This is a genomic window from Methylophilus sp. QUAN (assembly GCF_015354445.1).
Taxonomy (GTDB): Bacteria; Pseudomonadota; Gammaproteobacteria; order Burkholderiales; family Methylophilaceae; genus Methylophilus.
This window is the reverse complement of record NZ_JADKYT010000002.1, coordinates 724,148-745,087: the sequence shown is the minus strand read 5'-3', so window position 1 is coordinate 745,087 and position 20,940 is coordinate 724,148. Positions and strand designations below refer to the sequence as shown.

The window sequence follows — 20,940 nt, the reverse complement described above, 5'->3', positions numbered from 1 at the left end:
TTTCAATGTCCTTTCAATCACTCGGTAACGCTAATTGAAAGGCTGGCGCCAATGGCAAACGGTGTCAGGGTAATTGCCAATACCGTGAGGCATGCCAGCCAAAGTATATGTGCAGTGATGGGGAGGCCTTGTAACGAGGCCTCAACTGCTCCGCAACCCAAAATCAAGACGGGTACATATAGGGGAAGTATCAAAAGCGCTAGCAATACCCCTCCTCTTCTGAGCCCTACAGTTAGAGCGGCTCCGATAGCACCGATTAGACTTAGGATTGGCGTTCCTAATAAAAGCGATAGCATCAATGCAGGAAGGCAGTAACCTGGAAGCCCCAGCATCAAAGCCAGGACTGGAGCAAGCACGACTAATGACAGGCCAGTACAAATCCAATTGGCCGATACTTTTGCCAGGCTTAGAATTGCTAATGAGTTCGGCGACACAATCCATTGCTCAAGCGAACCATCATCAAAGTCCGATCGGAATAATCCTTCAAGTGACAACAGCACTGCGAGTAGCGCAGAAACCCATAACAGACCCGGTGCGGAAGCTCTTAAAAAGTCTGGTTGAGTGCCTAGGGCTAACGGAAATAAAGATCCAACCAGGGTGAAAAATGCTAAGGGATTAACGAGTTCAGACGGTTGTCGAAACAGCACGCGTAACTCATAAAGGAATGAGGTAATGAATAGGTTATTCAAGATGCGTACTGCCTCAAGTCAAGTCCAGAATAAGCGTGTGGTCTGGTGTTCAATTCGTGATGGGTAGTCAAAACAACCAGTCCACCATTACGGCAATGTGTTTCCAAATGCGCTTCCAGCTGCCATATGGCTTCAGCGTCTAGACAAGTAAATGGTTCGTCCAACACCCACAAAGATGCTGGATTTGATAAGTAAAGACGGGCCAGGGCTACACGACGTTGTTGACCGGCTGACAGAGCATGGCAAGGGGTGTCTTCGAAGTCTCTTAAGCCCACCTTTTCTAATGCAAGGGGGATTTCCGAACTCGCAGATCTATTATGCAGAGACTGCAGCCATTCCAAGTTTTCTCGAGCTGTCAGAGTTGCTTTAATTCCTGGGGTATGTCCAATCCAAATCATTCTCGAAGCCAGAGTATTACGAAGGTCGGCGAGTGGCCGGCCTAACAGTAATACATGCCCGGATGTTGGTTGGTTTAGTCCATTTAGGAGACGCAGTAAGCTGCTCTTGCCACTGCCGTTATGACCCCGAATATGCAACATATCACCTGCTCTAAGCTTGAAGCTAAGGGACTTAAAGAGTTGGCGATTATTCCTCACACAACTTAAATCTACCGCTTCAAGTATCGGGGATGAGCCAAGACTGCTTTTCTTTTGGGAATGGAGTTCGAGCATGACAATGCATTTTTCTGAATAATCTATTTCGTTTTATTCAGTACTTATCGGACGACCCGATGCAAATAACCTCAGAATGAACCGTATACATATGTGTCATGCCTCTCTGATCTGACTAATAAATTCCCTATAGCCTTCACGTTCCATGTCGTCGCGATGAATGAAACGAAGCGAGGCTGAATTAATGCAATATCTAAGTCCGCCTTGATCAGGTGGTCCGTCAGGAAAAACATGGCCGAGATGGCTGTCTCCATGGGTCGATCTCACTTCAGTCCGAATCATTCCGAGAGAGTTATCACGAAGAGTATTGATATTTTCTGAAACAACTGGCCTTGTGAAACTTGGCCAGCCACATCCGGAATCATATTTATCCGTTGATATGAATAATGGCTCTCCTGAAACGATATCAACATAAATGCCAGGCTCGTGATGATCGTCGTATATCCCAGTAAACGGTGCTTCTGTTCCGCCTTCTTGGGTGACTCGCCTCTGTTCATCAGTCAATTGCTTGATTGCTTTCTGCGACTTACGATACTGCATAGTGAAACTCCAATGCGTTAATTAAGGAACAAGGATGTGGGTATGCGAATCTAGCTTAATAATCCAGAAATACTTTCCGTTTATGAAGTGATGAACATCCCCAGGAAATTTTGCTTATTTTTTTAATTGCCTGTTCTAACCTGACCCAAATTTGAAACACTTGTGATTCACCTACATTCCTAGCACCGAATATGGATAATCGTTTTCCCAGAGATGCGGTGGTGCATATTTAAATCTGCCGCTGCGTTTTCTAATGTGATCACTCTTCCAATATTTGCCAGCAGCCGGCCATCGCGGATCCGATTAGCGAGTTCAACGAGCTGACTGCGGTCAGCCTCTACAACAAAATCAATTACTTCAATGTTTTGAGGGAGTGAAGATTGTGGGCCTACTACCGAGACAAACACTCCCCCGGGTCTAATCAAGTTTGCTGAACGCGCACCTATTTCCCCGCCGATGACATCAAAGACCAGATCAACAACATCTATGCCTTCAAGTATCTCGTTATCCAAATCAATAAATTCGTGACAGCCATAGTGAAGAGCTTTCATACGATCAACTGCACGTCCAGTGCCAATAACGTGAGCCCCTGCTTCTAAAGCGAGTTGTGAAACCATTGTGCCTACAGCGCCGGCAGCTCCGTGAACGAGAATGCGTTGACCCGCCTTAATACGGCCGTGCTGGAATAAACCTTGCCATGCAGTCAAGCCTGAAATAGGTAGACTTGCGCCCACTGAAAACTCAATATCTTCAGGAAGTGGAGCAAGGTTGCGTGCTTCTATGGCGATATACTCAGCGAGCGAACCGTCTCTATACCAATCAGCAAGGCCGAACACGCGTTGACCGATCGATAGTCCGGTCGTGCCATAGCCAACAGATGTCACCACTCCAGCTAATTCATGCCCAGGAATTGTTGGACTCCTGATCAGCCCTCTCCTATCTATCCAAGTGGGAGGCCATTCCATTTCATCTCGAACAAACCCTGCAGCGAAAACCTGCACAACTACTTCGTTAATCCCCGCTTCTGGTACAGGTCGATCAACTAGCTGCATACCAGACAAGCCAGTTTCCTGGTCGTCTACAACGATCGCCTTCATGGCCCATCTCTCCTTAGTACAACTGGGCCATAGATCTTAATGGCCCACATCACTATTTATTTTTTAGAACTGGATAACCTGAGCTGTAAACCCAGTCAGAATTTTTTGCAGGTACATGGCATGCCTGGCAATCGGTTACGTAGTTGGTAGAGGTTGTGTTTTTTGGATCTTTAGCGTCAAACCAAGCCCAGCCCCAACCATCTCCCCAGAGCTTGTTATCAGGAAAGCGGTGCAAATCGTCTTTAACCATGACAAACCAACCTACTAAATTTCCCGGACTGCCGACGAGTCCTGTCGTCATTTTATTGTTGGCAGATTTGTATACTTCTTTGACCAGTACTGTGCCATCAGGGTAGTGACCTGTCCTTCTAAAAGCAGAAATTGTTTTAGGAGAGGCATAAACTACATGCATTTCCTTGTTGCCCGGCTCAGGATCTGAAGCTACCGCCCATGTGCCAAGCATTTGATACACTGTTCTGTATTCCTTGGGAACGTGCATATTCCCCTTACCGTCAACGACTTCAGCAGCAGCCCCCTTATAGGCAGGAGCTGATTCAGCGTATACAAAAGCTGGAACGCCCACCATCATTGATAAGAGTAATGGGGTGTAACATAAGGTATTGATAATTTTCATAGTGTTATTCTCTTTACATTAGATGATAGGCGCTCGCAAGGAACTTACTTATCTAACAACGGATAGAACTGCGTCCATACGTCGTCTTTTTTCGCACTCGCAATATGGCAGTATGCACATTCGCCTTTACCTTTGACTTTTGCTGTAGGTGCTTTTGGTTCGCTGTGGTTGAAGTTGAAGTATCCCCACCCCCCCGTTTCAGCAAATCGCTTGGAGTCTTTAACAGTCACATCCGCACCATTGAGTTTTCCAGGGAAATAGCCACGACCTGAAGGCTCATCGCGAGAGCCATCAGCATGCTGGCCTGGAAGAGTAAGTTGCAGCTCTTTGAAAAAGATTGTTCCTTCTGGGAATTTGCCGGTTTTTTTGTAAATCTCGTACGAACCTGGTTCAATGTAGACATTGTGATATTCAGGGAAACCAGCTTTGCCATTATTAAGGCCGTTTGGAGTTATTGGAGAACCTACATACACCCACTCGTTGAAGTTCTTTGGCAGAATTAACTCCCCGGAGTCAGTGTATTCCGGCAGGTAACGTTTTCTTGCCGGAAGGTTTCCATCGTCTGTCCCTGGTTGCGCTAATGCAGTTGTAGCAGTTATTGCAAAAGCTACCAGACTGGTGATCAACAAAGAAGTACGCATCTCATCTCTCCTATTTTGTAATTGATGTGGAAGTCATCTTAGCGATATCCAAGTTCTGTTTGGTCTCGAATATGTTCTTATTCGTCCATATCTTTATCCACGTCTTTTTTGGAAAGCTAACTTTTGGAAAAAAACATTTGTTGCTGCCCTGCAATAAAGAAATTTCAGAGCATAGGAGGTGAACAAGACAAAAGTCTGGATAAAATATTCTGTCTTTCGCATGTGGCCAACCTAGATCAATATAGTAACCAAGTGAGCAGCAAGACCTTAAGAAAAAAGCCCCAATGGGGCTTTTGTTTAATAGGTTTTTTGGACGAGATAGTCGAATGCTAGCTATGCTTTATTGTTTAGTCAGCAACCTCTTCTAACATATCGATCTCACGTAACAACATACGTCCGAGATGGGTGATGGCCATATAACTAGTGCGGGGCCTACCGGTAAATTTGTCAAACTCTGGAAGCCCAGTGTCTCGATCCAATCTGACATTAGATCTAAGTAACCCTAAACGCTCAAGATGCTCTTTGTAGCTGTCTTGGATAGCACTTTTGTCCATTACGGCTTCTTCAGCGCCGATATGAGCCCTGGCATGCTTAAAAACATTGGCATGTTTATCTCGAAACTTTACATCACCGCCAATAGTAGGATTCAAATAAAAACGGAGCCACAATACTTCTTCGTCATTGAGCTCTGATAGCAGTCCAAGAAGATATCTCTGCCGGCCGGCCTCGATATCTTCATTGGCCAACCCTTTCGCAACAATTGATGCGATATATGCCGTGCGTTCAGGAGTAATTGATCTGGATGCAGCTATGAATCCATCTTCGGCGAGCACTAAATTTTCCGGTTGCGCCAGTGAGGCCCTTATCACCTTTTCTTCGGCTTGCGACAGGCGCAATTCAAGTTCTTGCACATATAAGCTTAGTCGATCCAATCTTTGGTTTGGGACCAGGTGATCAACTATTTCTGTAAGTAATGGCCCCACAAAGGGAACAATACCTACGATTGATTTGCCGACTGAAGCTATAAGGTCGTTCTTCTTTTCACCGAATAAAGGATTCATAGTGCTTCCAGCTGGAAAGATGGTTCAGTTTAATGGGATGCCCAATTAGTTTCTAACCATTTTGTGACATTAGCATGGCTTCTAACATCGCCAGGTAACTTATCTTTGATCATCCGTTCCACTTTTAGGCCGGATTCCTTTTTTTCAAGAGAGTGTTTTTTTGCAAAGTTGTTTATGAACGCTAAAACTTCATAGCCTTCATTGCGATTAAGCAACGTGCTATCAGGCTTGCCGGTAGCTCTGGGATCATCTGGTGGGATCGCGTTCCATGAATATTCGTAAACCAAATCTGATTTTTGTAACAGTGCCATAAAGCCTCCTTAGATGAATTTAAAAGTTCTTACTGTTATATCCATACAAACTCGTCTTGCAGTTACTCATTTACTAGCTCACTTCGCTGCTCGACTTTACGCTGGAAAACGCATTTTTGTCTAGAACCGCATGCTTTCCCCAGCAGCTATCAGCCGAAACTCAATTCAAGTTAACCAATGTTTTCATGATTTCTTGGACTGGATCCATATCGTTGAACCGAAGCTAAAAACAAACAAATTGATGCAGCCAGTAATACGCTGTCTTTGAGTAAGAACTGACCTGGCATAGCACCTAATGCAGGAAACCCTCCCTCAGAAGCCTCTGTGATACCTGGTGTGGTCAACATGAAAGTTAGAGTGATGATATAAGTCACTGCTGACATGGCTGCTCCCAGAGCTGAAAAGAGCGGATTGAAGGCACCGGCAATTAATGCAACTGCTGTTGAAAGCTCAAGTATGCCAATAACATAACTTGCACCCGTCACTCCAAACAACGAATTTAACCAGCTCATTAAAGGACTGTGGGTGATAAATGGCGAAATAGCATTGGCCTCGTATGCAGTGAATTTCATTCCGCCAAACCAAAGAAAAATCAAGACCAAAGCCCATCTGAGATACACGAGAAAAGCTCGCGACCCAGCACTTTCTTCTGCGATTTGCAGCCGATATCCATTTTTACTAATTTTCATTTTAATTTCCTTTCGTTGTTATAGAACTCTCTGGTGGAGAGTGCTTGTAAGCTTTAGTTACCTAAACGCAAACAATCGGATTTAAGCTATCCCCGGGTAATGCAGGAGCTAGCAATAAACTTCTTTAGGTTTCCTGTCCATTGTCAGCCTAGTCCCTGGCATCATGTTGGGGCAACCGTATGCTTACGACGGAAACCACTTGGATCCACGCCATAAACTTCACTAAAAGATAAGGAGAAATTACTTCTGCTTGAAAACCCAACTCGCTTTGCGACTTCTGTTACTGGAAGCGAAGTGGTGACCAATAGGTCACTTGCTCGCCTGAGACGGAGTAACTTGACGAGGTTCATGGGTGACTGACCAAAAGCGCGGCGAAACGCAGCAGCAAATGCAGACCGACTCATACCTGCAATCCTGGCTAGGTTATCCACGGTGTATTCGACTGCAGGCTGCTCAATGATGGCGTGTAATGCACGACTTAGTCTTGGATCCGTAACACCGGTTAACCAGGGTAATGGGGATGCTCCATCCTCCATCCTGCGTCGTAAAGACAGAACTAAACATTGTTTTAGTAAGGCTTCAGTCAAAACACGCGAACCCATACTCGGTCTTGCCGATTCGGCCATCAACATTACAAACTGATCATGCAGTCCGTTTTTGGTGTCAAAACGAACCACGAAGGGTTCACCCAATGAAGTGAATAGATCAGGACCACCCGTTAAACCAACTCGAATTTCGCCGCATGATGTGATGATGCCTTGTTGCCCATCTCCAACAGTCAACATGGGAACCGATTCGTTTGTTGCCGATCCGCAAATACGCGCTCTATGTTCAATTCGTACTTGTTTTTGCGCGCCACTTTCAATCCGGTAAGGAAGATCAGGTGGTAGAAGTACAAAAGTATTTCTATCAAGTGGAATTGGTAACGCGTTATGGACTATCAGCGAGCCCATACCGTCTACGCAATAGTGGAGAGTAGCTGTTTTGCACGCATCAAAACGCGCTCCCCAGCCATCGCGAATATCGCAAATAGTGAAGTGGACAACGCCAACGTCAAGTACTGACAGTAAGCGATCCATGGCCATATGTGAGGGTGAGGTGTAATTAAACATGGGACGGATTCTGAGTGAAATTTGAAGGCATTAAAACTGCCGATCTGAATTTATAGACGAATAAGAACCAAATCGAGACCATACAGAACACGGACATAGCTAAGATGATTTCGTGATTGATCGTGAGTAAAAATTGGGACTGGTATTTCATATTCGCTCCTTTAAAAACGGCGGATAACTTGTTTACGAAATTAACTTAATCCTGATGTTTTAAGTTATTGAAAACTACAAATTACTTAATTATCAATATCTTATTTTATTCATTCCATCACTCCGAAGCCTTAATTCGGCTCTTGACGGAAAATAGTTATAGTTTCCTGAAGAAGCCTCCTCATCAATTATTTAAAAGGAAATACTATGTCTCAATCGAAAAAACTGACGCTAGCTGCGATCTCCTTGGTTGCTTCAATATCCACTGTTGCTATCGCACAACCTGATTTGGATACCGGAGGCTACGAACGTGAGCTCCAAACCAAAGAAATGATGGAAATGCTTGATGCAAACGGTAACAGCATGGTTACGAAAGAAGAATTCAACAATTACTACAACAAAGTCTTTGATATCCTTGATAAAAACAAAGACGGCCACTTAGATGAAAAAGAATGGATTGGTGCTACTAAAGACATCAAACCAAGTCTTGCCACTGGTGGTTATGTTCGAGAGTTAGGATCGGTGAAGCTTATGGGTTCAATGGATATCGATAAAAACAACAAAGTCTCCAGGCAGGAGTTCATGGCTTTACACGCCACCATTTTCAACAGAATGGACCTCAAAAACGAGGGTGAAATTGATCCCCAAAACTGGTTGAGAAAAATTACCCGCAACTGAATATTGATTTAAGCCAGAAGATGCAATTTCGATTGTTATCTTCGTCAGAAGCTTCAAACAAGGGCACGATTTTCGTGCCCTTGTTTCTTACGAATTTCCTCCATTACTTACAAAATTCCATGCGGGCTTTACAGAGTTTTGTTTCGTCAAAGTCACTAGTTCGAAAAACTTCTTTTCCGTTATCTAGAAGCACTAACGTTGGAAATCTACGTATTTGAGAATCGAATATTTGCTGGTTAGTAGTGTCGATCTCGATAGGATAAGAAACATTGAATCTGAGGGCATATTTGCGAATATCCTCCTCGTTGGTCCAGAGTCTGGTGGCGACACCTTTCCATGCGATCGCCTTGTTTTTGGCTTGAAGCTCATTTACTAGATTCTGGGACTGAACACATTGCTGGCTCATGCTCGGCCTGGAAGATTTCAAATACCAATCGCACCAAGTCGCGAAATAAAAGATTGCTTGCCGTCCGCTTGGCTGGTTTGGTTTCGACTCAGCATTTACCGAGTGGGTCTCAGCCTGATGAGGAGTTTGCTTAGGATTATCTAGCAACACCTTTTGCAAAGCTTCATCTACAGGATTGGTGTCGATGTAGCCTTTGTAAGCAATCTGGCCAGATTTATTCACCACTACATGATAGGGAGTCCCAATCAGGTTTAATTTCTGTGCTAGTTCACCATCCTTATCGATGACTACATCCATCGATAATTTAAACTTATTGATAACTTCTGCAACAGATTTTTTGTCATCGTTAACACCGAGGTTAACAGCGATGATTTTAATTTTCCCTTTGTACTTTTTCTGAGTGGCCTCTAAGTGAGGCATTTGCTTAATACAATCCCTGCACCAGGTAGCCCAAAACTTTATGTATACAGGGGTATTCCCTTTGTATGAGTCCACATCAATTTGCGCTCCATTCACCGTCTCAAGCATTACATGTTCTGGGAATGTCTGAGCGCCGAATGTCTCCATCGAAAATAACAAAAGAAAGAAATAATAAAGGTTTCTGAGATTCATATAGCGCCCATTAATTAAATAAATAACTTCTATAGAAACAGGGAATTTCTAGATCCAAGTTACTGATTACAGCCGAGTACAGTTTTGGAATCACACTCCTAAATCTGCCAAAAGTTCGGATACATGAGACCTGGCCAATGACCTGGCATATTCTGCAGCATCCGGTCCATGTCCCATCGATTCAAGGTATATAAATTCGACGTTGGTAATGCCTATAGTTTTTAGAATTTCCTTCATGTAAGGCGTAAGAAAATCAGGTTGCCAGGCAGGTCTGCTTGTGTGATGTCCTCCAGAAGCGACTACAACGTAAGTTCTCTTGTCGCCAATCAATCCTACTTTGCCTTGGGGCGTTAACTTTATAGTACGGTGAGCACGTACGACGTGATCAATCCAAGCCTTGAGCACAGACGGAACAGTAAAATTGTGCATGGGAGTGGCAATCACCAAGATATCGCTCGCCTCAACTTCTTTAATAAGGGTTTCTGATAACTTCAGAGCTTCCACCTCTTCAGGTGTTCGCAAGTTTTCTGGTACCTCAGATGCTAAGGCGTGCTGGCTAGAAACATGCGGGATTGGAGATGTACTGAGATCCCGCTCGACTATTTTTGACAACCCGAAAATGTCAGCCAAACGGTTAACTAACTCCTGACCGAATGTCCCACTGTCAGATCCCTTAATTTTGGGGCTACAGCGAATAAACAAAATTGATTTCATTATTGATCTCCCAATTGATATGAAAAATGCATGCCCATGGCCAGCATGCCCATGCGGTAGTAAAAACGTTGTGCAAGTGAGTTTCCGATACCTGTATCCAGGATCACTTTGTTGTAATGTTGTGATCGGGCAAATTCAAATATATATTTCAGTAGGCGTTCGCCTAACTTATGCCCTCGTCGACTTTTGCTGGTCACAAGGTCGTCCACGTAAATGAAATTGCCGTGAATGATCATTTCTTTATCCCTGAAGCCGGCTAGCGCAACTGGAACTCCGTTCTCTTGTGCAGTAAGAAGCTGATAACCACGTTCACGCATTCTGAGTACTTGGTCCAAAAAACTTTGTGCGCTAGTCAGATTAGGACGTAGCTCGCGCATCACCTCGAAGCAAGCAAGAATCTCCTCGTCGCTTTCCGCAAATTTGATAACAATGTCTGGAGAATTCAATTTTTTGGCCATGTTCGCTCTTTCTTATTAATACTCAATGGTGTGAACTTTAAGGATTAAATGACATAATTAACAGGGTCATGTTTTGATTAAATAAGTAGGCCATGATGCGAAAATCAGATATGCATATTGAGCTGAATTCAGAAAGCCAACAGCCAATTTATTTGCAGATTTACCTCCGTTTCAGAGAAGCTATCTCCGAAGGATTACTCAAGCCTGGAGACAGGGTGCCTTCATTACGAAATTTGGCTGAAGACCTCAATTTAGCTCGAGGCACGATAGAAACGGCATATGGAATGCTGATTGGTGAAGGCTACTTCTTGTCTCAAGGTCAGGCGGGTACTGTGATAGCCCCCTTCCTAGAGGAGCATCTTCCGACGATACGTATAGTGGAACAGTCAACTCCGTATCCGTATCCTCGATCAAGACACCTTAGCTCGACCCCTCTTCCGTTAAGCCTAGGCCTCCCTGCCTTAGATACATTTCCCCGTAAGCTCTGGGCGAAATTGGGTTCTCAAGTGCTTAGATCGGCTACTGAAGCTGATATGGGATACCCATCACAACTAGGTTTAATGTCACTTCGTTATGCATTGGCCTCTTACCTCAAAGTCTCGCGTGGAATATCGTGCAAGCCTGAGCAAATCATCATTACCGACGGTTATCGAGGGTCGCTTGATTTGATATGCCGGGCATTCTTAAATCCGGGAGAGAAAGTGTGGATGGAAGATCCGGGATATCCCGCAGCGTTGAAACTCATTCAAGCGGCTGGAGGCGATGTCGTTTATGTGCCGGTAGATCAGGAAGGCATCGTAGTCACTAGAGGGGTAGATAATGCTCCAGAAGCAAAAATGGCTGTGGTCACGCCCTCTCATCAAAGTCCGTTAGGCATGACGCTTTCCCTGGAGCGCAGGCTCGCACTGCTTGAATGGGCCGCAAATAATCACGCTTGGATAGTTGAAGATGATTATGACGGGGAATATCGCTATGCTTCGCGCCCTATCCCGGCCCTCAAAAGCCTGGACTCACAAGACCGGGTTATTTTTTGCGGGACAATGAGCAAAGTAATTTCACCCTCTCTTCGACTCGCTTATATCGTAGTGCCCGAGTCACAGGTAAATCACGTTGAAACAATTTGCAGGATTTTCCAAAATGGATGTCCGTGGGTTACTCAGGCAACGGTGGCTGAATTCATTACGCAAGGCCACTTTTCTAGACATCTCAAGAAGACGCGTTCTTTATATAAACTTCGAAGACAGTTCCTTGTACAGGCATTAATGGAGGTTTATGGAGAGGATGTTAGTATTGAGTTACAAGCAGGAGGAATGCATTTAGTTGTTCGGCTGAATAAAATAAACGATGACAAATATTTGGTTCGGCACCTTAATGAAGCCGGTTTCGGCATTCGAGCCCTATCAGACTGGGGATCGCAATATTTTGAAGGTCAAGGTTTGATTATGGGCTTTACGAATATCCACTCAACTGAATATGCGAAAGAGCTGATTCTAAGAATGAAAAAATCTACAGCGAATCTTTGATTCAATTTCGGAAAATGATCATACCAACATATAGAGGAAGTCTATGAAACAGTCGGAAGCTCTCGAAATGAATAGACGGGCAATTAGAGAAATTGTCGTTCAGAATAATGCTTGTAACGCAAAGGTGTTTGGTTCAGTTTTGACTGGCGAAGATACCGAATCAAGTGACCTGGACATTCTGGTTGAACCTACTGGAAACACTACCTTGTTTGACCTGGGCGCAATTCAGTATCAGCTAAGAACCCTACTTGGGATTAAAGTCCATGTTTTGACTCCTAACGGACTTCCAGACTCTTTCCGAGAGATAGTCGTTTCAGAGGCTTTGCTGATTTGACTTTACAATTCTTGGATTTATGCATTTTATAAGCGAATATCGATAACCCTATTGCACCTATAGTCCCAATAACACTTAGGTAAATTGCAACATTCAGCATGATTATTCGTCGCTCTTATGCCCTTTCTGGGCCCATCCATCAGCAATAGCACTTTCAATTTCTTCGAGAGTGGCTACATGATCTGTTTTATCTGCAAGCGACCCAACAAAACTAGTGATATCCCCCTTTGGGGATGTTTTTTGACGAGCTTGTAGCAACACTTCCTGTATCTCCTTCGCGCTCTGCCTTAACAGCTGAATTTCCTCTGGAGTAAGCATGCCGGGACCTTTGCCTTTACGTTGCTCATTAAGCTTGAGTGTAGAAGGTGTAACACTAATCTGGTCGTTTGGATGGAAAGATTCTTTTGACATGAAAATGTTAATCAAACTTCAAAATTGTCTTGAAATTTAAGTCCTCCGAAAATTCCCTTTTCCCCTGCAGATCATGATCAAAACCACATCCATTTTCAACTTCAAAACGATAGATACAACCACTCTCGTCGTTAACTTTGTATTTCGCCTGTAAGACGCTTTTCAGGATTTGTAGTTTCCAACTTTTGGATTTATTCAAATATCCTGGACTGATCACATAGGCCTTGGCGGTTTGATTATTACTGGCAAACTCTGTCAGTTTGTTTATATCTGACAATAAGTGAGTTGTCGTGCATAACACTTCTTCGTCCGAATCGAATTCAGGTACTTTGAATCGACCCGGCTAGCCTAGATATTTTCGAGCCTCTCGAAATACCGCCGTTCAAACTCTGCGGGAGCGAGTTGATCAGCATAGCCATGTCGGCGTTTTGGATTGTAAAACATTTCGATGTAATCGAAGACATCCCGCCTTGCCTCTTCGCGTGTCAAATAAATCTTTCGCCTTATGCGCTCACGCTTCAATAGTTGAAAGAAGCTTTCGGCCACAGCGTTATCATGACAATTGCCACGACGACTCTGACTTGCACATAAGTGATGAGTCTTCAGGAAGTCACGCCACTCATAACTATTGAATTGACTACCCTGATCGGAGTGGATAACAACCTCTTGTTCAGGTTGCCTACGCCACACAGCCATGAGAAGTGCATTAATTGCGAGTTCACTCTCCATCCTCGGCTGCATAGACCAGCCAATCACTTGTCGGGAGAATAAATCCAAGACAACCGCCAGATACAACCATCCTTCATGCGTTCGGATATAGGTAATATCTGTGACCCATATCTTATTAGGCTCCATGACGTCGAATTGCTGGGCAACGTGATTAGGGGCTGCAATAGATGGCCTGCTATAGCGGCCACCTGGTCGACGCCGATAACCAGTCTGCGAGCGCAAGCCTTCCTGCTTCATCAATCGATAGACGCGATGTTTGCCGCAGCGCTCGCCGACATCTCGCAAATCCTGCGTGATCTTACGATAGCCATACACGCCACCACTCTCTAGCCAGAATTGCTTGATCAGCCCAGTCATCCGCTCATCTTCACGCTGCCTATTGGATTGGGGCGCATTTTTCCATGCATAAAACCCACTGGGATGTACATTCATCACGTGACACATACGGTATATCGAGTACAGCCGATGATGTTCGCGAATGAATGCGTACTTTACTGCGACACTTTTGCAAAGTACGCGGCGGCCTTTTTTAAGATGTCACGCTCTTCGGTGACGCGTTTAAGTTCTTTGCGAAGGCGGAGTATCTCTGCGTGATCCGCTGCCTTCACTTGGTAAGCATCCGAATTGGGACCGTAGGCTTTTAGCCATGCGTACAGGCTATGTGTTGAAACACCCAGACGGGAGGAAACCTCTGCAACAGAGTACTGCCGTTCGTTGATCAATTTGACCGCTTCTTGTTTGAATTCCTCAGTGAATCTTTTATTGCTCATTTAATACTCCTGTTAACCTCAATTATGAGGCTAAAAAGTATCTAATGCAGCCGGGTCGATTCAGGGTTGTTCTTACTTGGATCATCTATCCCTGATCCTGTGGTACTAGGTAGTCTATGAAAACCATTTGTTTCCAAGGTTTTGAAAAACCTCTCAATAAATGGTCTGTCATTGGGATTATGTCGATTTACAACTAAAGGTTCGGTGTAGCCTGAGGAAATGAGACTTAATTTTGATTTAACCCGATCTGAAATATTGGCTAGAGCCTGATCAGTACTGAATTCTTTCCATAAAACACCGCAATATTTTGAGGAATAACCCGAAGGAAATCCAGCCCCATCGTTGTATTTCAATGTTGGGATCATTAATTGCCTAGGCTGCCATTCGGTCAGCGCTGATTTGATGGCCTCTAAGACATCACTTGAATTGCACTCTCGTCTCAGAGAAAGGTAATACCCTAAAATTGCTCGAGATTTTACTTCTTCAATAATTATTACCCATAGTCTCTTTAAGATCTTGGGTATTAACTCCCCAAATTGTGAAGGAATAAGAATGCAAAACATTGCATCGATGTGATGCGCATCGCACTCTACACGTTGAAAAGCTTCTGTTACCGGCCGGTCACTGCCATCTGAAGTTACAAAAGTCTTTGAAGCACCTTCCGATTGATTAGCTGCAATTGCTAACCTTGGATTTTCTAGTTGAATTTTATTAACATATTCAGCAAGTGCGTTATAAGCTAACTTATGAGTATTAAAGGGATAGGCATTTTTTATTTCCAACCCCAATTCCCTACATTTATCCAAGAATTTTTTTTGCAAACTTCTTATTGAAATCCTACTTTCGTAAACTTCTTTCTTCTTAAATTTTTTAAATACCTCTCTTTCTATCAAGTCCTTTAAAACAGTATGATTTTCTAAAAGAGAAAGAAATGCTCCAGAGTATCCATTTGTTTCGAATAAAGATGGATCAACCTTGCTTAACCTATTATGATATTTAACCTTACTTCCCTACATTAATTGAGAAAATGCCAAGGAGACTAAGATTGAAATAACCCATGAAAATAACCAACCACTTAGCCAAGTACCCAAGGTTACCTTTTCAATACCAAAATGGGAAAGTAAGAATTGTGCACTAGTAATTGAACTGGCAAAACCCGTTGGAATAGCAATCTTAATTAGCTTTAAATGTCTCACGCTCTTCCCGCCGATCATCAGCATGCCAATGAATACTCATGTTGAAAGCTGGGGAAAATAATTTTCCCCGCCTCCATCCTGACTTAAGCTAACTCAGGCAAAGCTACTACCAAAGCGCTCCACTCCTCGTCAGTAAATAATCTAGACTTAGTAACAAAGCTGCGTCCATCAGGTGCATTCAATGAGAAAGTATTGTTATTCCCAACCTCTAGTTCAAGGATCAGCTGAGTGTGTTTCATATACTCATACTGAGATTTGGACATGAAATATGGAACGCTTCCAACAAAGCCAATCTGGATATCGTTGGGGCCAATCGCATATTCGTTTTTGGGGTAACACATTGGAGTACTACCCTCGCAACAACCTGATGACTGAAAGAAAATTAAGTCACCATATTGCTCCTTTAAAAGCTCAACTGCCTTCTTACTTTCCTCAGATGCTACGACACGTTCCACCATGCTCATCTCCCTTAATAAGCTATTTAGTTTTACTAGCTAACTGATTGACGGTTTCGTCAGTAGTCCAAAGCGCATGTGCAATAAATCTAAAATTAATTAACGCGGCCAAATATCCGTCTCCTTCTGGCACTCTTGGCGCAGCAGTGGCATCTCTAACGACAGCAACCTCAAAACCTTGCTCTACCAACTCACGCAAATGTGATTCAATACACAAATTTGCCGCCATACCCGCTAGCAAAACTTGTGTTACACCTTTCTTTCTTAACTGAAGTGCAAGATCATTGCTTTCAGGCCCATAGACCTTATGTGGAGAAGCAATGATTGTTTTTCCATCAAGAATGTAAGGCTTATATATTTCCAGGAAATCTGCGCCCGACCCCTCAAAACCTTCCAAACTTAATGGGCTCTTTCTTTCGAACATGCCAATGTCATGCATTACATGCTCCAATGGCCCTCCAAAATCCCACTGATGATCTACCGGATAGTAAAAATGAGGGGACACTGCTACCGTTATTTCAGATCTTTTTGCTGCCTTGAACAGTGACTCGATATTTGAAACTGTATTGTTCTCTGTTACGCATTCGCCGACGAAAGGCCAACTTACCCCCTGCGGAGTAAGAAAATCGTTTTGTGGATCGACGACGACTAATGCAACACGATTAATATCAAGTTCGAATTGGCTTTTTGGCAATACTGGATTTGTCGGATCGGCATAAATACTCTTACTTTCTTTCATCTTAATCTCCTTTAAAAGACGACTGGTCAACTATTTAAATGCTTAAAAAAATTTACTTCAAAATTTGTTTCAAAAAAATATTTTTAAAACTTAAAAATGGGGTATTACTTTTTAGCAACTTAGCTTGCATAACCGCCCCCTCAAATCCTGATATGCAAACGTCGGCCAGTTGATTTAGCTCATTTTCAGCTTTATTTGGAAACTCAGCCTGGATCTTTGTTAAAAGTAGCTTTTTCCATTGAATGAAAATTTCTAACAAAGTATCTCTAACAACAGCGTTGTTTCCACCTAACTCCAAAGCGAGATTACCTAATAAACACCCCTTAACAAACAGATTCTCCTCATGGTAATTAGCCAATAAGTCAAAATGCTCAATAAGGGTTGTGGCCCTACCGTTTACCGAATGATCTGACTCTAAAATTCCTACCCAGTAAGCCTGCAATATCTCAACAGCAAAAGCCTCCTTGCTTTCAAAATAGCTGTAAAAAGACCCTTTAGGGATATTCGCTGCTTGCGCAATATCTTGGACTGAACATGCATTGAATCCATTAGCTTGAACGAATTCTTGCCCTACGGATAAAATCTTTTCTCTAACAACAAAATTGACTGGGCGTGGCATAACTTAAAATAGATGACCGGTTGGTTTTTTATATTATTGAACCACCAAATCCAAATGTCAATTAGTTTTTTTTAATTTTCGAGTAGAAATAAGCATAAAGATGGCTTTTACTCTGGAAAAAGCTTGAGCTTCTAATTAGTTAGGATTGTTTCTGAAATTCCACATGGAGAGAATAGCAATGTCATTAATCAATGGTATTAGTAACAACATCAGAGTCTTTGAAAAACTAGCGAGCAAGCAAGATTCAGATAAAGCTAATACGCCACCACCTCAAGCCACTGAATCCTCCAAAGTAACGCTTAGTGAGGATGCCAAGGCCCTGGCCAATTTTACAAACAAAGGAATTGCGGTATCGATGAAGGAATTCGATACCCCATTAACTAAAACAAATGCTGCAGGTAGCTCCGCACAGTTTTCCAATTCAATTGTCACAGACAAAAAGATTTCAAAGGATGATTTTGCAGCTTTATTAAGCAGCCTTGGCGTTAAAGAAACAGATCAACAAGACATTATCTCAGCGTTTGACACAAACTCTGACAACACTATCTCACACGGTGAAATTCTAAAATCGCTCTCTCAAGCCGCACAAAATAACAGCCCGCTATCCCAGTCCATTTTAAATTTAATGGACAAAAACGGAAACAATGATGGACAAGTCTCCGCTCAAGAGTATGCCAACATTTCAACAAGACTTTATGATGCTGAAAGTTAACAAGTTAATTAGAAATCGATGCATCACTAGACTTTAATACCCTCGAACCTGTCTAGGCTTACTAATTGACAATCATGGCCAATTATTCAAACTTCTTTTTTTAATAATACTCATCAATGAAGGGATTGCTTTTTGAATCGTCACTCCGGGTTCCATCACAAAAGCCACTCCGTATCTTTTTAAGGCTTCATGATCCTCAACAGGCACAATGCCACCTAAAACTACTGGTATATCAATATTCTTACACCTTAGCTCGTACATTAATTGGGGGATTAGTTCATTATGAGCATTCGCCAAAGAAGAAATGGCAATCATATCTGCCTCAAAATTACTTGCATAAGAAACGATGTTTTCGATGTGAATAAATAATGGAAGTTGTTTAACCTCACAACCCGAATCACACAAAATAGAGGTTACGACATTTGCTCCTCTATCATGCCCGTCTTGACCAACTTTCGCTACAAGCACCCTAGGCGATCTACTAAGAAGGTCGGCAATATCGCTCACTGCCTGTTTAGCAGTCATCCATTCAGGATGATCGTCGATTTCACCCTTATAGATGCCTTCAATCAAAACAGGAAATTGTTGATGCCTTGGAAAAGCTTTTGTGAGAGCGTCAGTGCATTCTTGAATAGTAGCTCGGTATTTGATTGCCTCTATAGTCGCACTTAACAAATTACCCTGCCTTTTTTGAGCTACTCTGCTGAGATTTTTAAGGGCGCGTCGAACTTTCATATCGTCACGACAAAGCTTCATTGCCTTTATTTTAGTTGTTTGCTGTAAACGAATCACATCTGAGTCAAAATTAAGACTCTCAGTCTTGTGCGTAATATTATCCGCACCAACAACTTTCTGTTTTCCAGAGTCAAGGTTAGCCTGAGTTTTTGCAGCACGTGTCTGAATTAATTTCTGAATCAAGCTGTCATCAAGGGCCTTTAACATTCCGCCCGCAGAGTCAATGTGATTGAAAACAGCTTTGACTTCATCAATGACTTCTGCCGTAATTTTTTCCATCATGTAGGATCCGGCCCATGGGTCAATGACATTGCAGATGCCAGTTTCTTCCTGCAAAATTCGCTGAGTGTCCCTTGCCACCTTTGATGATTGTTCGGTAGGCAATGAGTAGGCTTCATCGTAGGAGTTGGTATGTAGAGACTGAGTACCGCCAAACGCCGCTGCCATGGCCTGTGCTGTCGTACGGGCAATATTATTCAATGGATCTCCTGCAACCAAAGACCAACCCGAGGTTTGGCAGTGCATTCTGAGTGCCTTTGCTTTTTTGCTGGTTACGCCATAGCTTTCAAGCAATTCGGTCCATATCAATCTGGCCGCTCTCAGTTTTGCAATTTCCAGGTAAAAGTCAGAACCTACGCAGAAGAAAAATGTGAGATGCTCACAGAATTTATTGATGTCCCAGCCTTGCTTGATTGCATACTCAATATAGGTTTTTGCATTAGATAGGGTTAACGCAAGCTCAAGCACAGGGTCAGCACCCGCTTCCTGAAAGTGATATCCAGAAATAGACATGGAGTTGAACCTGGGGATATTCTGGGCGTTGTACTCAACGATATCCGCAGCGATTCTGAGTGACATCTCTGGCGAGAAAATATAAGTATTTCTTACCATAAATTCTTTCAGAATATCGTTTTGGATCGTCCCGCTGAGGTCCGCCACATTAAAACCAAGCTCATCTGCTGCAACAATATAGGCCGCCATGATTGGCAATACAGCACCGTTCATGGTCATTGAAACTGAGATGTCATTCAGTGGTATCCCAGCAAGGAGCTCCTTCATATCTTCAACGCTATCAATGGCAACACCTGCTTTGCCAACGTCTCCAGCTGCATGAGGGCTGTCGGAGTCCCACCCTCTATGAGTAGGCAGGTCAAATGCAACGGAAAGGCCTTTGGCCCCATTGCCTACGGCATTACGGTAGAGCTGGTTTGTTGTCTTGGCATCACCAAATCCCGCATACTGCCTTATTGTCCACGGCCTTTGTGTATACATGGTCGGGTATGGACCACGTAAAAAAGGTAACTCACCTGGTTTACTATTCAGATGGGTAATCCACTGCAAGTCCTCAGCTGTATATAAGGGCTTATACTTAAATCCGGTTTCAATATTTAACCCAGACTCAGGGGTTTGAATAAGGCTAGGTTGCATGTTTTGCCCTTCTCTTGATCGTAAAGACATCCGCAATTTTGACGTTCTGGTTATTTACGACCTCACACCAATGCAGTAGTGTATCCGTCGACAACTCCACTGAGCCTAAAGTAATGGTCAATGAGTCACCAACATTGATGTTGCCGTAGTAGTAAAGCTCACGAGAATCCAAGGCCCATAACTCATCACCTCTAAACCACTCCCACTCAGCCTTATCGATATAGTTTTGGAAGCTTGCGAAGTACAGGAAATTGGCTCCATTAAAATCTGAGTGTGGGCAAGGAGTATAGGTCAGGGCATGTTTCTTTCCGGTGTAGTACCGCTTAATGCCCATATGCTCGACCCAATTACCGCTTCTAGCCATCTTTGCAAAGGCGACCCACTCATCCAGCTGTTCACGATCCCCATTAAACTCCGTAGGCTCTGCCTTAAAGCTCGCTCTTGTGACAGATTGATTGTTCTTGAATTCACGGCGGAACACGAAAGTGGAGAGCATCGTTACCTGAGCACATTGAAAGCTTCTGGACGTGACAGTATGCTCTCCCAGGTATCTAGCTGGCCCAACCCTGGCAACCTCTGAGCGTATCGAAAAGGACTGATTCTCATCGATACCCTCCAGTGATTTAGACTTAATCTTTACCGCAGTAAACGCCGCATATGCTTTGTTCCCAGATAGATCAAAGAACTCAGGTAACTCTTGGTTATTGAGCTCAGCCAACCCCAACCAATGGCGATGACCACACTCTTTGAGCAACCAGTTCTCTGATAGCCCCTCATAAGACAATTGAGGCATGCCAGCGATGTAGACTTCTTCTTGCAAACTCAT

Annotated in this window: 26 protein-coding genes; 4 read left to right on the top strand and 22 right to left on the bottom strand. The window is 43.4% G+C overall.

Going from position 1 to position 20,940, the window contains the following annotated elements; genetic code table 11:
- Positions 1-17 precede the first annotated feature (17 nt).
- The 10 genes from ccmB to INP79_RS11965 form a co-directional block, all read right to left on the bottom strand.
- Positions 18-689, bottom strand: coding sequence for a heme exporter protein CcmB (gene ccmB, locus INP79_RS12010; RefSeq protein ID WP_194754468.1), 672 nt, complete (start codon positions 687-689; stop codon positions 18-20).
- On the bottom strand, positions 686-1,360 hold the full coding sequence (gene ccmA / locus INP79_RS15660) for a cytochrome c biogenesis heme-transporting ATPase CcmA (protein WP_194754467.1): 675 nt from the start codon (positions 1,358-1,360) through the stop codon (positions 686-688). Before ccmA ends, ccmB begins: the two co-directional genes overlap by 4 nt.
- Positions 1,361-1,456: 96 nt before the next feature.
- Positions 1,457-1,900 (bottom strand): peptide-methionine (R)-S-oxide reductase MsrB, encoded by a 444-nt coding sequence (msrB, locus tag INP79_RS12000; protein ID WP_194754466.1) that lies wholly within the window; start codon positions 1,898-1,900, stop codon positions 1,457-1,459.
- Positions 1,901-2,079: 179 nt separating this feature from the next.
- Positions 2,080-2,997 (bottom strand): NADP-dependent oxidoreductase, encoded by a 918-nt coding sequence (locus INP79_RS11995; RefSeq protein WP_194754465.1) that lies wholly within the window; start codon positions 2,995-2,997, stop codon positions 2,080-2,082.
- 52 nt (positions 2,998-3,049) lie between these two features.
- Positions 3,050-3,631 carry a cytochrome P460 family protein gene (locus INP79_RS11990; RefSeq protein WP_194754464.1) on the bottom strand — a complete coding sequence of 194 codons (582 nt, stop codon included), beginning with the start codon at positions 3,629-3,631 and terminating at the stop codon, positions 3,050-3,052.
- Positions 3,632-3,675: 44 nt separating this feature from the next.
- A complete protein-coding gene (locus tag INP79_RS11985) occupies positions 3,676-4,272 on the bottom strand; it encodes a cytochrome P460 family protein (protein ID WP_194754463.1) in 597 nt (198 codons plus the stop codon).
- Between the two features lie 347 nt (positions 4,273-4,619).
- On the bottom strand, positions 4,620-5,333 hold the full coding sequence (locus INP79_RS11980) for a hypothetical protein (protein ID WP_194754462.1): 714 nt from the start codon (positions 5,331-5,333) through the stop codon (positions 4,620-4,622).
- Between the two features lie 29 nt (positions 5,334-5,362).
- On the bottom strand, positions 5,363-5,644 hold the full coding sequence (locus INP79_RS11975; protein WP_194754461.1) for a hypothetical protein: 282 nt from the start codon (positions 5,642-5,644) through the stop codon (positions 5,363-5,365).
- Positions 5,645-5,814: 170 nt separating this feature from the next.
- On the bottom strand, positions 5,815-6,333 hold the full coding sequence (locus INP79_RS11970) for a YkgB family protein (RefSeq protein WP_194754460.1): 519 nt from the start codon (positions 6,331-6,333) through the stop codon (positions 5,815-5,817).
- Positions 6,334-6,494: 161 nt separating this feature from the next.
- Positions 6,495-7,445, bottom strand: a complete 951-nt coding sequence (locus tag INP79_RS11965) for an AraC family transcriptional regulator (protein ID WP_228519920.1) — start codon at positions 7,443-7,445, stop codon at positions 6,495-6,497.
- 357 nt (positions 7,446-7,802) lie between these two features.
- Here INP79_RS11965 and INP79_RS11960 point away from each other — a divergent pair, with 357 nt between their 5' ends.
- Entirely contained in the window at positions 7,803-8,273 is a 471-nt protein-coding gene (locus INP79_RS11960) for an EF-hand domain-containing protein (RefSeq protein ID WP_194754459.1), read from the top strand.
- Between the two features lie 103 nt (positions 8,274-8,376).
- Here INP79_RS11960 and INP79_RS11955 read toward each other — a convergent pair whose 3' ends face one another.
- From INP79_RS11955 to INP79_RS11945, 3 genes are all read right to left on the bottom strand, one after another.
- Positions 8,377-9,291: a thioredoxin family protein gene (locus INP79_RS11955; RefSeq protein WP_194754458.1), complete on the bottom strand. Its 915-nt coding sequence runs from the start codon at positions 9,289-9,291 to the stop codon at positions 8,377-8,379.
- Between the two features lie 90 nt (positions 9,292-9,381).
- Positions 9,382-10,005, bottom strand: a complete 624-nt coding sequence (locus tag INP79_RS11950; protein WP_194754457.1) for an FMN-dependent NADH-azoreductase — start codon at positions 10,003-10,005, stop codon at positions 9,382-9,384.
- Positions 10,005-10,463 (bottom strand): GNAT family N-acetyltransferase, encoded by a 459-nt coding sequence (locus tag INP79_RS11945; protein ID WP_194754456.1) that lies wholly within the window; start codon positions 10,461-10,463, stop codon positions 10,005-10,007. The genes INP79_RS11950 and INP79_RS11945 overlap by 1 nt, the downstream gene beginning before the upstream one ends.
- Before the next feature lie 92 nt (positions 10,464-10,555).
- Here INP79_RS11945 and INP79_RS11940 point away from each other — a divergent pair, with 92 nt between their 5' ends.
- Together INP79_RS11940 and INP79_RS11935 are read left to right on the top strand one after the other, a co-directional pair.
- Positions 10,556-11,986 carry a PLP-dependent aminotransferase family protein gene (locus INP79_RS11940; protein WP_228519918.1) on the top strand — a complete coding sequence of 477 codons (1,431 nt, stop codon included), beginning with the start codon at positions 10,556-10,558 and terminating at the stop codon, positions 11,984-11,986.
- A gap of 43 nt (positions 11,987-12,029) precedes the next feature.
- Entirely contained in the window at positions 12,030-12,320 is a 291-nt protein-coding gene (locus INP79_RS11935) for a nucleotidyltransferase family protein (RefSeq protein ID WP_194754455.1), read from the top strand.
- A 102-nt stretch (positions 12,321-12,422) separates the two neighbouring features.
- Here INP79_RS11935 and INP79_RS11930 read toward each other — a convergent pair whose 3' ends face one another.
- The 7 genes from INP79_RS11930 to INP79_RS11900 form a co-directional block, all read right to left on the bottom strand.
- Entirely contained in the window at positions 12,423-12,731 is a 309-nt protein-coding gene (locus tag INP79_RS11930; protein WP_194754454.1) for a hypothetical protein, read from the bottom strand.
- A gap of 348 nt (positions 12,732-13,079) precedes the next feature.
- Positions 13,080-14,230 (bottom strand): IS3 family transposase gene (locus tag INP79_RS11925; RefSeq protein WP_370583266.1). Its coding sequence is split into 2 segments (ribosomal slippage): positions 13,080-13,987 and positions 13,987-14,230, totalling 1,152 coding nucleotides; the frame shifts between segments, so codons are not numbered across the junction.
- A 41-nt stretch (positions 14,231-14,271) separates the two neighbouring features.
- Positions 14,272-15,012 (bottom strand): hypothetical protein, encoded by a 741-nt coding sequence (locus tag INP79_RS11920; RefSeq protein WP_194754452.1) that lies wholly within the window; start codon positions 15,010-15,012, stop codon positions 14,272-14,274.
- 228 nt (positions 15,013-15,240) lie between these two features.
- Positions 15,241-15,450, bottom strand: coding sequence for a hypothetical protein (locus INP79_RS11915; RefSeq protein WP_194754451.1), 210 nt, complete (start codon positions 15,448-15,450; stop codon positions 15,241-15,243).
- A gap of 59 nt (positions 15,451-15,509) precedes the next feature.
- Positions 15,510-15,884 (bottom strand): DUF779 domain-containing protein, encoded by a 375-nt coding sequence (locus INP79_RS11910; RefSeq protein ID WP_194754450.1) that lies wholly within the window; start codon positions 15,882-15,884, stop codon positions 15,510-15,512.
- A 19-nt stretch (positions 15,885-15,903) separates the two neighbouring features.
- Positions 15,904-16,620, bottom strand: a complete 717-nt coding sequence (locus tag INP79_RS11905; RefSeq protein ID WP_194754449.1) for a cysteine hydrolase family protein — start codon at positions 16,618-16,620, stop codon at positions 15,904-15,906.
- Positions 16,621-16,672: 52 nt separating this feature from the next.
- The gene (locus INP79_RS11900; protein ID WP_194754448.1) at positions 16,673-17,239 is read right to left on the bottom strand and encodes a TetR/AcrR family transcriptional regulator; all 567 of its coding nucleotides are present in this window, start codon (positions 17,237-17,239) and stop codon (positions 16,673-16,675) included.
- Positions 17,240-17,417: 178 nt separating this feature from the next.
- On the opposite strand from INP79_RS11900, the gene INP79_RS11895 reads away from it, so the two are divergent.
- A complete protein-coding gene (locus tag INP79_RS11895; RefSeq protein ID WP_194754447.1) occupies positions 17,418-17,951 on the top strand; it encodes a hypothetical protein in 534 nt (177 codons plus the stop codon).
- Between the two features lie 72 nt (positions 17,952-18,023).
- On the opposite strand, the gene scpA is transcribed toward INP79_RS11895, so the two are convergent.
- Both scpA and INP79_RS11885 read right to left on the bottom strand, forming a co-directional pair.
- Complete coding sequence (scpA, locus tag INP79_RS11890) at positions 18,024-20,114, bottom strand: methylmalonyl-CoA mutase (protein WP_194754446.1); 2,091 nt, start codon at positions 20,112-20,114, stop codon at positions 18,024-18,026.
- On the bottom strand, positions 20,104-20,934 hold the full coding sequence (locus INP79_RS11885) for a Pnap_2097 family protein (RefSeq protein ID WP_194754445.1): 831 nt from the start codon (positions 20,932-20,934) through the stop codon (positions 20,104-20,106). Before INP79_RS11885 ends, scpA begins: the two co-directional genes overlap by 11 nt.
- Positions 20,935-20,940: the final 6 nt, after the last annotated feature.

Bases quoted from the DNA above. Each gene is read 5' to 3' on its own strand.
- INP79_RS11895 (WP_194754447.1), top strand. From the start codon at position 17,418: ATGTCATTAATCAATGGTATTAGTAACAACATCAGAGTCTTTGAAAAA.
- INP79_RS11950 (WP_194754457.1), bottom strand. From the start codon at position 10,005: ATGAAATCAATTTTGTTTATTCGCTGTAGCCCCAAAATTAAGGGATCT.
- INP79_RS11965 (WP_228519920.1), bottom strand. From the start codon at position 7,445: ATGTTTAATTACACCTCACCCTCACATATGGCCATGGATCGCTTACTG.
- INP79_RS11915 (WP_194754451.1), bottom strand. From the start codon at position 15,450: ATGCTGATGATCGGCGGGAAGAGCGTGAGACATTTAAAGCTAATTAAG.
- INP79_RS11960 (WP_194754459.1), top strand. From the start codon at position 7,803: ATGTCTCAATCGAAAAAACTGACGCTAGCTGCGATCTCCTTGGTTGCT.
- msrB (WP_194754466.1), bottom strand. From the start codon at position 1,900: ATGCAGTATCGTAAGTCGCAGAAAGCAATCAAGCAATTGACTGATGAA.
- INP79_RS11995 (WP_194754465.1), bottom strand. From the start codon at position 2,997: ATGAAGGCGATCGTTGTAGACGACCAGGAAACTGGCTTGTCTGGTATG.
- INP79_RS11985 (WP_194754463.1), bottom strand. From the start codon at position 4,272: ATGCGTACTTCTTTGTTGATCACCAGTCTGGTAGCTTTTGCAATAACT.
- INP79_RS11900 (WP_194754448.1), bottom strand. From the start codon at position 17,239: ATGCCACGCCCAGTCAATTTTGTTGTTAGAGAAAAGATTTTATCCGTA.
- INP79_RS11970 (WP_194754460.1), bottom strand. From the start codon at position 6,333: ATGAAAATTAGTAAAAATGGATATCGGCTGCAAATCGCAGAAGAAAGT.
- INP79_RS11910 (WP_194754450.1), bottom strand. From the start codon at position 15,884: ATGGTGGAACGTGTCGTAGCATCTGAGGAAAGTAAGAAGGCAGTTGAG.
- INP79_RS11980 (WP_194754462.1), bottom strand. From the start codon at position 5,333: ATGAATCCTTTATTCGGTGAAAAGAAGAACGACCTTATAGCTTCAGTC.
- scpA (WP_194754446.1), bottom strand. From the start codon at position 20,114: ATGCAACCTAGCCTTATTCAAACCCCTGAGTCTGGGTTAAATATTGAA.
- ccmA (WP_194754467.1), bottom strand. From the start codon at position 1,360: ATGCTCGAACTCCATTCCCAAAAGAAAAGCAGTCTTGGCTCATCCCCG.
- INP79_RS11945 (WP_194754456.1), bottom strand. From the start codon at position 10,463: ATGGCCAAAAAATTGAATTCTCCAGACATTGTTATCAAATTTGCGGAA.
- INP79_RS11975 (WP_194754461.1), bottom strand. From the start codon at position 5,644: ATGGCACTGTTACAAAAATCAGATTTGGTTTACGAATATTCATGGAAC.
- INP79_RS11990 (WP_194754464.1), bottom strand. From the start codon at position 3,631: ATGAAAATTATCAATACCTTATGTTACACCCCATTACTCTTATCAATG.
- INP79_RS11905 (WP_194754449.1), bottom strand. From the start codon at position 16,620: ATGAAAGAAAGTAAGAGTATTTATGCCGATCCGACAAATCCAGTATTG.
- INP79_RS11940 (WP_228519918.1), top strand. From the start codon at position 10,556: ATGATGCGAAAATCAGATATGCATATTGAGCTGAATTCAGAAAGCCAA.
- INP79_RS11930 (WP_194754454.1), bottom strand. From the start codon at position 12,731: ATGTCAAAAGAATCTTTCCATCCAAACGACCAGATTAGTGTTACACCT.
- INP79_RS11955 (WP_194754458.1), bottom strand. From the start codon at position 9,291: ATGAATCTCAGAAACCTTTATTATTTCTTTCTTTTGTTATTTTCGATG.
- INP79_RS11935 (WP_194754455.1), top strand. From the start codon at position 12,030: ATGAAACAGTCGGAAGCTCTCGAAATGAATAGACGGGCAATTAGAGAA.